Source organism: Streptomyces sp. NPDC003393, from assembly GCF_053589015.1.
In genome coordinates this window covers 144,983-155,686 of record NZ_JBSFRB010000015.1, presented here as the reverse complement: position 1 = coordinate 155,686, position 10,704 = coordinate 144,983, and the positions used below count along the sequence as shown (strand labels likewise).

12 protein-coding genes are annotated in these 10,704 nt (G+C 71.2%); all 12 read right to left on the bottom strand.

Annotation, left to right across the window (positions count from 1 at the left end; genetic code table 11):
* Nucleotides 1–169: 169 nt before the first annotated feature.
* The 12 genes from ACWDUZ_RS17570 to ACWDUZ_RS17515 all read right to left on the bottom strand — a co-directional run bounded on the left by ACWDUZ_RS17570 (nt 170) and on the right by ACWDUZ_RS17515 (nt 10,702).
* Entirely contained in the window at nt 170–709 is a 540-nt protein-coding gene (locus ACWDUZ_RS17570; RefSeq protein ID WP_451632698.1) for an adenine phosphoribosyltransferase, read from the bottom strand.
* Between the two features lie 5 nt (nt 710–714).
* Entirely contained in the window at nt 715–1,833 is a 1,119-nt protein-coding gene (secF, locus tag ACWDUZ_RS17565; RefSeq protein WP_451632692.1) for a protein translocase subunit SecF, read from the bottom strand.
* A gap of 3 nt (nt 1,834–1,836) precedes the next feature.
* Nucleotides 1,837–3,630, bottom strand: a complete 1,794-nt coding sequence (gene secD, locus ACWDUZ_RS17560; protein WP_451632697.1) for a protein translocase subunit SecD — start codon at nt 3,628–3,630, stop codon at nt 1,837–1,839.
* 132 nt (nt 3,631–3,762) lie between these two features.
* Nucleotides 3,763–4,251: a preprotein translocase subunit YajC gene (gene yajC / locus ACWDUZ_RS17555; protein WP_451632691.1), complete on the bottom strand. Its 489-nt coding sequence runs from the start codon at nt 4,249–4,251 to the stop codon at nt 3,763–3,765.
* Between the two features lie 163 nt (nt 4,252–4,414).
* Complete coding sequence (gene ruvB, locus ACWDUZ_RS17550; RefSeq protein WP_451632690.1) at nt 4,415–5,509, bottom strand: Holliday junction branch migration DNA helicase RuvB; 1,095 nt, start codon at nt 5,507–5,509, stop codon at nt 4,415–4,417.
* A 25-nt stretch (nt 5,510–5,534) separates the two neighbouring features.
* Nucleotides 5,535–6,140, bottom strand: coding sequence for a Holliday junction branch migration protein RuvA (gene ruvA / locus ACWDUZ_RS17545; protein ID WP_451632689.1), 606 nt, complete (start codon nt 6,138–6,140; stop codon nt 5,535–5,537).
* The gene (gene ruvC / locus ACWDUZ_RS17540; RefSeq protein WP_451632688.1) at nt 6,137–6,697 is read right to left on the bottom strand and encodes a crossover junction endodeoxyribonuclease RuvC; all 561 of its coding nucleotides are present in this window, start codon (nt 6,695–6,697) and stop codon (nt 6,137–6,139) included. The genes ruvA and ruvC overlap by 4 nt, the downstream gene beginning before the upstream one ends.
* 202 nt (nt 6,698–6,899) lie before the next feature.
* The gene (locus ACWDUZ_RS17535; protein ID WP_451632687.1) at nt 6,900–7,652 is read right to left on the bottom strand and encodes a YebC/PmpR family DNA-binding transcriptional regulator; all 753 of its coding nucleotides are present in this window, start codon (nt 7,650–7,652) and stop codon (nt 6,900–6,902) included.
* A 49-nt stretch (nt 7,653–7,701) separates the two neighbouring features.
* Complete coding sequence (gene pdxT, locus ACWDUZ_RS17530; protein ID WP_451632686.1) at nt 7,702–8,313, bottom strand: pyridoxal 5'-phosphate synthase glutaminase subunit PdxT; 612 nt, start codon at nt 8,311–8,313, stop codon at nt 7,702–7,704.
* Between the two features lie 45 nt (nt 8,314–8,358).
* Nucleotides 8,359–9,207: a pyridoxal 5'-phosphate synthase lyase subunit PdxS gene (gene pdxS, locus ACWDUZ_RS17525; RefSeq protein WP_451632696.1), complete on the bottom strand. Its 849-nt coding sequence runs from the start codon at nt 9,205–9,207 to the stop codon at nt 8,359–8,361.
* Between the two features lie 210 nt (nt 9,208–9,417).
* The gene (locus ACWDUZ_RS17520; RefSeq protein WP_451632685.1) at nt 9,418–10,032 is read right to left on the bottom strand and encodes a hypothetical protein; all 615 of its coding nucleotides are present in this window, start codon (nt 10,030–10,032) and stop codon (nt 9,418–9,420) included.
* A gap of 121 nt (nt 10,033–10,153) precedes the next feature.
* Nucleotides 10,154–10,702, bottom strand: coding sequence for a hypothetical protein (locus tag ACWDUZ_RS17515; RefSeq protein ID WP_451632684.1), 549 nt, complete (start codon nt 10,700–10,702; stop codon nt 10,154–10,156).
* Nucleotides 10,703–10,704: the final 2 nt, after the last annotated feature.

Genomic DNA, 10,704 nt, shown 5'->3' with positions numbered 1-10,704 from the left:
AGCGGACCTGCGCGGCCATGCCGTGCCGCAGCACCCGCTGCAGCAGTACCGGATCCACGTTGCCGCCGGACAGCACCGCCACCACCGGACCGCCGGATTCCTCCGGAGCCCGCCTCGCGGTGTCCTGCGCTTCACATGGCCTTTGCGCGGATCCGTCCGCCCTCGCGCGTCAGATCGTCAGCAGGGACTCCAGCGGGGCGCCCGCCAGGACCGGTTCCAGGCGGGCGCGGCCGCCGAGGAAGCCCAGTTCCATCAGGACCGCCACACCGGCGACCTCGGCGCCCGCGCGGCGGACGAGCTCTATGGAGGCCTCCGCCGTGCCGCCGGTGGCGAGGACGTCGTCGACGACCAGGACGCGGTCGCCGGCGGCCAGGTCCTCGGCGTGCACCTCGATCTCCGCCGAGCCGTACTCCAGGTCGTAGGTCTGGCGGAGGGTGGCTCCCGGGAGCTTGCCCGCCTTGCGCACAGGGATGAAGCCGAGGCCCGCGCGGACGGCGACCGGGGCGCCGAGGATGAAGCCGCGGGCCTCCAGGCCGACGACCTTGGTGGCGCCCTGCCGGGTGCCGATGCCGGCCAGGGCGTCGGTCAGCGCGGTGAACGCCGCCGGGTCGGCCAGCAGCGGGGTGATGTCCTTGAACATCACCCCCGGCTCCGGATAGTCGGCCACCTCGCGGATGCGGCTGAGCAGCAGCTCCTGCACATCGGTCATCGCGGTCACCGGCGCTTCCCCGAGGGGCGGCCACGACCCCGGCTGCGCGCGGCGGTCTGGTCGCGCGGACCGACGACGGCGGGTGCGGCGTCCTCGGGGTCGTCGTCGAACGACGACTCGGCGGACCGGTCCGCCTCCGGCTCGCCCTGGGTGGCGGCCTGCGCCCGCTTGGCCAGGACCCGCTTGCGCAGGGCCTTCATCTGCGGCTCGCGCTCCTTGAGGTCGGCGACGAGCGGCGTGGCGATGAAGATCGAGGAGTACGCACCGGCGGCGAGGCCGACGAACAGCGACAGCGAGATGTCGTTGAGCATGCCCGCGCCGAGCACGCCGCCGCCGATGAACAGCAGGCCCGCCACCGGCAGCAGCGCGACCACGGTGGTGTTGATCGAACGCACCAGCGTGCCGTTGATGGAACGGTTGGCGAGGTCGCTGTAGGTCCAGCGGGTCTGCCGGGTGATGCCCTTGGTCTGCTCCTTGAGGCTGTCGAAGACGACGACCGTGTCGTAGAGCGAGTAACCGAGGATCGTCAGCAGACCGATCACCGTACCGGGGGTGACCTCGAAGCCGACGAGGGCGTAGATGCCGCTGGTGATCGTGATGTCGTGGATCAGGGCGACCAGCGCGGCCAGCGCCATGCGCCACTCGAAGGCGATCGCCAGGTAGATCACGACCAGGATCATGAAGATCGCCAGGCCCTGCCAGGCCTTGTTGGCGATCTGCTCACCCCAGCTGGGGCCGACCAGGTCGGCGTTGATCTGCTCCGCGTCGACCTTCAGGTCCTTGGACAGCTCGTCCTTGATCTGGTCGGACTTGGCGGTGTCGATGCCGGCGATCTGGATGCGCAGGCTCCCGTCACCGAGCTTCTGCACGATCGCGTCGTGGCCGGAGGCCTCCTCCGCGTACGTCTCGGCCTGGCTGACCGAGGTGCTCATGTGCTTCGGCGTGGTGAAGACCGCTCCGCCCTGGAACTCGATGCCCATGTTCAGGCCGCGCACCGCCAGGCCCAGGATGGCCGTGATGGTGATCAGGATGGAGATGCCGTACCAGATCTTGCGGTTCTTGACGAAGTCGTAGCCGACCTCGCCACGGTGCAGTCGGGCGCCGAGGTTGCCGAGTTTCGACATCGCTCACGCCTCCTTCGTCTCGACGGGGCCGGCGGCAGGACCGGAGGGACGGCGGGTGCGGCGCAGCGGCGGCTTGGCTCCCAGGCTCTTGGGGTCCAGGCCGGACCAGCGATGACCCTGTGCGAAGAACTTCCTGCGGGCGAGGACCGTCATCAGCGGCTTGGTGAACAGGAAGACGACGACCACGTCGAGCACGGTGGTCAGGCCGAGCGTGAACGCGAAGCCCTGGACCTTGCCGACGGTGACGATGAAGAGCACCGCGGCGGCCAGGAACGACACGAAGTCGGAGACCAGGATGGTGCGCCGGGCCCGGGGCCAGCCGCGCTCGACGGCGGGGCGCAGCGAGCGCCCCTCGCGGATCTCGTCCCGGATGCGTTCGAAGAACACGATGAACGAGTCCGCGGTGATGCCGATGGCGACGATCGCACCGCACACGGCCGGCAGGTTCAGCGCGAAGCCGATGGCCGGGCCGAGCAGCGACATGATCACGTAGGTGAGGACCGCGGAGACCAGCAGCGAGGCGACGGCGATCATCGACAGGCCGCGGTAGTACACCAGCAGGTAGAGGACGACCAGGGCGAGGCCGATGGCGCCCGCGACGATCCCGGCGTGCAGCTGGTCGCCGCCGAGCGCGGCGGTGACGGTGGTGACGCTGTCCTCCTTGAAGGTCAGCGGCAGGGCGCCGTAGGACAGCATGTTCGCCAGGCTCTGCGCCTCATCCTGCGTGAAGCGGCCGGAGATCTCCGCGCTGCCGCCGGTCAGCGCCTGGCTGACGTACGGGTCGGAGACGACGTTGCCGTCCAGGACGATCGCGAACTGGTTCTGCGGCGACTGGTTCTGAGCCAGCTTGCCGGTGATGTCCGCGAACTTCTTGGCGCCCTTGCCGGTGAACTCCATGGTGACGGTCCAGCCGGAGGCGTTCTGCGTGTTGAAGACCGCCTGGGCCTCCTTCACGTCCGTGCCGTCCACGGCGGCGGGGCCGAGGACGTACTTCTGCCACTGGCCCTGCGAGTTCTGGCCGCAGGCCACGGTCGGCTCGGTGGACTTGACGCCCTTGCCGGCGGTGGCGCGGACGTCCTCCTTGGAGCAGTCCAGCGCGGCGTACTGGGCCTGGAGCTTGGCGGTGGCGTCGTCGGAGGTGCCGCCGCTCGCGGACGGAGACGGGCTGGCGGCGGCCTTGGGGGTGCCGGACGCCGTGCCGCCCGCGGAGGGGGTGGCGTCCGCCTTCAGGCCGTCGGTGACGGCGCGGCCCTGCGGGCTGGCGGGCGCCGAGGGGGTGGCGGAGCCGGTGGAGGTCGCCTTGTCGCCGGCCTTGTCCGTCGCCTTGTCCGTCGCCTTGTCGCCGGGCTTGCCGGAGGCGCTCGGGGAGGGACTGGCGGCGGCACCGGCGGACACCTCGGTGGCCAGAACCGGGCGGAAGTACAGCTTGGCGGTGGTGCCGACCTGCTCCCGGGCCTGCTTGGAGTTCGTGCCCTTGGGGATGTTGACGATGATGTTGTCGTTGCCCTGGGTCTGGACCTCGGCCTCCGAGACACCAAGACCATTGACACGGCGTTCCATGATGTTGACGGCCGTGTCCATGTTGGTCTTGTTGATCGCGGATTCCTGACCGCGCTCGGGGACCGCCCGCAGTGTGATGCTCGTACCGCCGGCCAGGTCGATGCCGAGACGCGGCGTGGTGTTACCGGAGGCGAACATGCCTCCGGTGAGCGCCACGATGGCGATCAGGATGAGGGCCAGCGAGCGCCACGGCTTGCTCTGGGCGCTCGCGCTCCGGCCCTTCTTAGGTGCTGCCACCTTCTCGTACTCCCTCTCGGGCCGCTCCGCGCCGGTGGGACCGGGGGGCGGCCATGACATGGTGTCGGGCTCCCGCAGGAAGTGAAACACGTGCCAGGGCGCGCGGGCGGTACCGCGCGCCCTGGGCGGTGACTACTTCACTTCGGATTCGCCGTCGGTCTTCTTCGGCTCTTCGTCCGTCTTCGCCTCGGCGGTGGCGTCGGCCGGCTCCTCGGCCGCGTCCTTCTTGCCGAGGTCGATGGGCGTGTCGTCGGAAGCGTCGGCGGCGGGCTCGTCGGTCTCGGTGAGGGAGGAGGCGTCGTCGGGAACGAGGTCGGCGTCGGCCTTCAGCTCGTGCTCGATGCCGTGGACGATGCGGTTGTACTCGTCGTCGGACAGGACGGTCGCGATGGCGTTCTTGGCGAACAGCAGTTCCACGCCGGGGCCGGCGTCCAGGAGGACCGTGTCGTCATTGACCTCCTTGACCGTCGCGTACATGCCCCCGATGGTGCGGATACCGCTTCCGGGCTGCATCTGGTTCCGCATTGCGGCCGCCTGCTGCTGCTTGCGCTTGGCCGACCGGGTCATCAGGAACATGGCCCCGATGAGCACGATGAACGGGAGGAGGGTCACGAGACTCACGGGTCGGTACTTCCTTCACACGACCGCGAAAGTGAGCGGCCTGATGGTTGGGGGTATGTGTGCCGCCGACAAGGGCGGCATCGGCGGAGTCTAAGGGAGTCCGCGTGCATGGAACAACGCTCAGCATGGCACCTGGGTTCCTCCCCAGGCCAATGGATCGCCCTCACGCCCCGAACAGGTCCTGTTGTCCGTTTCCCACCCCTGACGAGCGGGGCGGGGTCAGGCCGAGGTGCGCCCAGGCCGCCGGTGTGGCGACGCGGCCGCGCGGAGTGCGGGCCAGCAGCCCCTCCCGGACCAGGAAGGGCTCGGCGACCTCCTCCACGGTCTCGCGCTCCTCCCCCACCGCGACCGCGAGCGTCGACAGCCCCACGGGGCCGCCGCCGAACAGCTTCAGCAGTGCCTGGAGGACGGCCCGGTCCAGCCGGTCCAGGCCGCGGGTGTCGACCTCGTAGACCGCGAGGGCCGCCGCCGCGACCTCGCGGGTGATGATCCCGTCGGCCTTGACCTGCGCATAGTCGCGCACGCGGCGCAGCAGGCGGTTGGCGATCCGGGGGGTGCCGCGGGAGCGGCCGGCGATCTCGGCGGCGCCGTCGCCCTCGATCTCGACGTCGAGCAGGTGCGCCGAGCGGTGCACGACGCGCTCCAGCTCCGCGGGCTCGTAGAACTCCATGTGGGCGGTGAAGCCGAAGCGGTCGCGCAGCGGGGGCGGCAGCAGGCCCGCGCGGGTGGTGGCGCCGACCAGGGTGAAGGGGGGCAGTTCCAGCGGGATGGCGGTGGCACCGGGGCCCTTGCCGACGATCACGTCGACGCGGAAGTCCTCCATCGCCATGTACAGCATCTCCTCGGCGGGCCGGGACATGCGGTGGATCTCGTCGAGGAAGAGCACCTCGCCCTCCTGGAGGGAGGACAGAATGGCCGCCAGGTCGCCCGCGTGCTGGATGGCGGGCCCGGAGGTGATGCGGATGGGTGCGCCCATCTCGGCGGCGATGATCATCGACAGGGTGGTCTTGCCCAGGCCGGGGGCGCCGGAGAGCAGCACGTGGTCCGCGGTGGCGCCACGGGCCCGGGCGGCGCGCAGTACGAGGTCGAGCTGCTCGCGGACCTTCTCCTGGCCGATGAACTCGCCGAGGTCCTTGGGGCGCAGGGCGGCCTCCACGGCCTGGTCCTCGCCGTCGGCGGCCGGGCCCACCAGCCGCTCCCCGGCGGGGCCGACGAGCCGCTCGGCGGCCGGGGTGTCGGTCGTGTCGTCCCAGTTCATGTGGTTCGCCTCAACGGTGGTGGGGTCAGCGGGCACGGTTCAGGGTCTGCAGGGCGGCCTTGAGCAGCTGCCCCACCTGCGGCGTGCCCCCGGCGGCCTCGGCCTGCGGGGCCACGGCGGTCACGGCCTCCTCGGCCTCGCGGGTGGCGTAGCCGAGGCCGATGAGGGCGGCGTGCAGCTGGTCGCGCCAGCCCTGGGTGACCGGCGCGCCCACCGCGGGGGCGCCGACCGGTTCGCCCAGCCGGTCCTTGAGCTCCAGCAGCAGCTTCTGGGCGCCCTTCCTGCCGATGCCGGGGACGGCCGTCAGCGCCTTCTCGTCGCCGGTGGCGACCGCGCGGCGCAGCGCGTCCGGGGAGTGCACGGCGAGCATCGCCTGCGCCAGGCGGGGGCCCACGCCGCTGGCGGTCTGCAACAGCTCGAAGATCTGGCGTTCGTCGTCGTCCGCGAAGCCGTACAGCGTCAGGGAGTCCTCGCGCACCACGAGGGAGGTGTGCAGCTTGGCGGGCCGGCCGACGCGGAGGGCCGACAGCGTGTTCGGCGTGCACTGGACGGCCATGCCGACGCCGCCGACCTCGACGACCGCCGAGTCGGGGGCGAGCGCGGCGACGGTGCCGCTGACGAAGGCGATCATGCCGTACGGCCTTTCGACGTGAGCGGGGCCTCAACCGGGGCCGCGGCCGTGTGCCGGGCGACGGCCTGCTGGAGGCGGTTCTGGGCCGGGGCGCGCCAGATGTGGCAGATGGCGAGGGCGAGGGCGTCGGCCGCGTCGGCCGGCCGGGGCGGCTCGGCGAGCCGGAGCAGCCGGGTCACCATGGTGCCGACCTGTGCCTTTTCGGCGCGGCCGCTGCCGGTCACGGCCGCCTTGACCTCGCTGGGGGTGTGCAGGGCGACGGGGATGCCGCGCCGGGCGGCGCACAGCATGGCGACGGCGCTGGCCTGCGCGGTGCCCATGACCGTGCGCACATTGTGCTGGCTGAAGACGCGCTCCACGGCGACGTACTCGGGCCGGTGCTCCTCCAGCCACTGCTCGAGGCCCTGCTCGACGGCGAGCAGGCGGTGACTGAGGTCGGCGTCCGCGGGTGTGCGGACGACGCCCACGCCGAGCATGGTGAGCGGGCGGCCCGCCACTCCCTCCACGACGCCGACTCCGCAGCGGGTCAGCCCGGGGTCCACCCCCAGTACACGCACGCGCGCCCCTCCCCTCTTCGCAGCCCAGCCGCCGCTGTCGCGGACCTGGCCGAGCACCGTCGCGGTTCCTCGACGGCTGGTCGCGGTCCGCGGCCGGTGATCTCCGGATGTCCGCCAGGCTAACGGCTGCCACCGACAACGCCGACGGGCCGGTGGTCACGTGTCCCACCGGCCCGCCGTGTTCCGCTGCACCCGCGCGGTGCTACGCGCCGACCTTCTCCATGATCTCGTCGCTGACGTCGAAGTTGGCGAAGACGTTCTGCACGTCGTCGCTGTCCTCGAGCGCGTCGATCAGCTTGAAGATCTTCTTGGCGCCCTCCTCGTCCAGCTCGACCTGGACGGAGGGGACGAAGTTGGCCTCGGCGGACTCGTAGTCGATGCCGGCCTCCTGCAGGGCGGTGCGGACCGCGACCAGGTCGGACGGCTCGCTGATGACCTCGAAGTTCTCGTCGAGGTCGTTGACCTCCTCGGCGCCCGCGTCCAGGACGGCCGCCAGGACGTCGTCCTCGGTCAGCTCGCCCTTGGGGACGATGACGACGCCCTTGCGGTTGAAGAGGTAGGACACCGAACCCGGGTCGGCCATGGAGCCGCCGTTGCGGGTCATGGCGACGCGGACCTCGGACGCGGCACGGTTGCGGTTGTCGGTGAGGCACTCGATGAGCACCGCGACGCCGTTCGGCCCGTAGCCCTCGTACATGATCGTCTCGTAGTCGGCGCCGCCGGCCTCGAGACCGCCGCCGCGCTTGATGGCGGAGTCGATGTTCTTGTTCGGGACCGACTGCTTCTTGGCCTTCTGGACGGCGTCGTAAAGCGTCGGATTGCCCTCCAGGTCGACGCCGCCCATGCGCGCCGCGACCTCGATGTTCTTGATGAGCTTCGCGAAGAGCTTGCCGCGCTTGGCGTCGATCACGGCCTTCTTGTGCTTCGTCGTGGCCCATTTAGAGTGGCCGGACATCTGCCTGTCTCCTTCGCGTAACCCGTCTCTGCAACGAACTCCAGAGATCCTACAAGGACTCCGGTGCCCGGTCGGCGCGCACCATGTCGACGAACAGGGAGTGCACGCGGTGGTCGCCGGTCAGTTCCGGGTGGAACGACGTGGCCAGCGCGTTGCCCTGGCGGACGGCGACGATGTGGCCGTCGTGCTCGGCGAGCACCTCGGCCCCGGCGCCGACGGACTCGACCCAGGGGGCGCGGATGAAGACGCCCTCCACAGGATCGCCCGTGACTCCCTTGACGTCGACCGCGGCCTCGAAGGACTCGTTCTGCCGTCCGAAGGCGTTGCGCCGGACGATCATGTCGATGCCGCCGACGGTCTCCTGGCCCGAGCGCGGGTCGAGGATCTTGTCGGCCAGCATGATCATGCCGGCGCAGGTGCCGTAGACGGGCATGCCGTCGCGTACGCGCGCGCGGAGCGGGTCCATCACTCCGAAGAGGACGGCCAGCTTGGAGATGGTGGTGGACTCGCCGCCGGGGAGGACGAGGCCGTCGACCTCGGCGAGTTCATCGGGGCGCCGCACCGGCCTGGCCACGGCGTCGGCCGCGGCCAGGGCGACGAGGTGCTCCCGTACGTCGCCCTGGAGGGCCAGGACGCCGATGACAGGGGCTTCGTTGGACATGCGTGAGGGAACCTTCTCGCGGCTGCTCTTCGCTGCTGACCCGGCTTACCAGCCGCGGTTGGCGTAGCGCTCGGACTCGGGCAGGACGTCGCAGTTGATGCCGACCATGGCCTCGCCGAGGTTGCGGGACGCGTCCGCGATGATCTTCGGGTCGTCATAGAAGGTGGTGGCCTTGACGATGGCGGCGGCGCGCTTGGCCGGGTCGCCGGACTTGAAGATGCCGGAGCCGACGAAGACGCCCTCGGCGCCGAGCTGGCGCATCAGCGCGGCGTCGGCCGGGGTGGCCACACCGCCGGCGGAGAAGAGGACCACGGGCAGCTTGCCGAGCTCGGCGACCTCGCGGACCAGCTCGTAGGGGGCGCGCAGCTCCTTGGCGGCGGCGTACAGCTCGTGGTTGTCCAGGCCGCGCAGGCGGGCGATGTCGCCCTTGATCTGGCGCAGGTGGCGGACGGCCTCGACGACGTTGCCGGTGCCGGCCTCGCCCTTGGAGCGGATCATCGCGGCGCCCTCGGCGATGCGGCGCAGGGCCTCACCGAGGTTGGTGGCACCACACACGAAGGGGGTGGTGAAGGCCCACTTGTCGGAGTGGTTGACCTCGTCGGCGGGCGTGAGGACCTCGGACTCGTCGATGTAGTCGACGCCGAGGGACTGAAGGACCTGGGCCTCGACGAAGTGCCCGATGCGGGACTTGGCCATGACCGGGATGGAGACGGCGTCGATGATGCCCTCGATCATGTCCGGGTCGGACATGCGGGCCACGCCGCCGTCCTTGCGGATGTCGGCGGGGACGCGCTCCAGGGCCATGACGGCGACGGCGCCCGCGTCCTCGGCGATCTTCGCCTGCTCCGGCGTGACGACGTCCATGATCACGCCGCCCTTGAGCTGCTCGGCCATGCCGCGCTTCACCCGGGCAGTGCCGGTCTCGGGGGTCTGGGCGGAGTCGGAAAGCGTGGTGGACACGGGTGACCTCACTCGGTGAAAGAGGGTTTGGTGCACCGACGAGGAAACGGGAATGGACCAGTCCACGGCAAGGGCCAATGGGAACCCTGTGGATCCTTTTCTCCGCGCGGCACCCGTTTCGGGTGCGCGCGGACGCGCACCCGCCTACCGGCTCCCGTACTCCTGAACGGCCCTGGTCAGGGCGGTGTGGGCGGTGATCGGCGCGTCGGCGGAGATCAGCAGCCGACGCGCGGTGAGGCTCGAGCCGTCCCGCAACCGCAGTTCCACCGGCTCCCGGAGGGCCACCGCGATGTCGGCGGCCCCGGCGACGGTGCACACCACGTCGCCGTCGCCGCCGGGCACCGGCCGGACGCCGCGGCCGGGCGCGGACGCGGTCCGGCGCGAGACCGACCGTACGGCGCTCAGCGGAAGCACGATCTCGTCGAACAGCCCGGCGCGGATCGTCAGGGCGCCGGCGGTGAGCCGGTGCGGACGGCGCCGGGTGACGGCGGCGAAGAACAGGGTCAGGTCGATGAGAACGGCCATCCAGACCAGGTGGAACGGCTGCCAGGCGGGCGGGATCATCGAGACGTCCATGAGCGCCTCGACGACCACCTCGGTGCCCACGAAGGCGAACACCGTGCCGCGCAGGGCCCCGGAGTGGCCGACGACGACCTCGCCGGGCCCCCCGAGGGGTCGTCCGGTCAGCCAGGCGGTCAGATCGCGCAGCGCCGGTCCCAGCAGGTCCCGCGCCGTCCCCGCTGTCACCACGATCGCCATCTCGCCCTCCCGTCGAGCCGCTTCGTCCGGAAACGATCACAGCACGCATCCGCACGGTGTGCCAGGACGGCACAGGTCATCCCTTGGCCGGAAACATCCGGCAGCGCGGCCCAGGGGACGGCTACGGCCGGTCCGCCAGGGCCGCCGGCGGTTCGTCGTCCATTTCGAAGGCCATGGGGAACGGGGCGTGACCGGCCAGCCTGAACCACCGCACCTTGCGGTGCTCACGGAGTCTGCGGGCGGCCCCGACGGCGTCGTTGTGGAAGCGGCGGGCCATCGGGACCCTGCGCACCGCCTCGGTCAGCTCGCGTGCCGCCTCCTCTCCCCCGGGCGCCTCGCGGACCTCGTCGACCTGCTGCGTCTCGGCGAAGACCGCCCGGAGCGCCTGGCTCAGCTCGCTCTCGGCGACCTCCCGATGGTCCTCCTCGGCCTGCCGGGCGGCGTGCGCGGCCTCGTAGAGCACGATCGAGGCGGCCGGGTCGAGCACTCCGGAGGTGGCCAGCTCCTGGGCCACCGACGCGCGCCGCAGCAGCTGGGCGTCGAGCGCGGCACGCGCGGCGTCGATCCGCGCGTGCAGCCGGTCCAGCCGGCCCGCCGTCCAGCTCAGGTACAGGCCGATGACGACCAGCGCGACAAGGATCCAGATCAGCGTTGCGGTCACGGGCGGCAAGG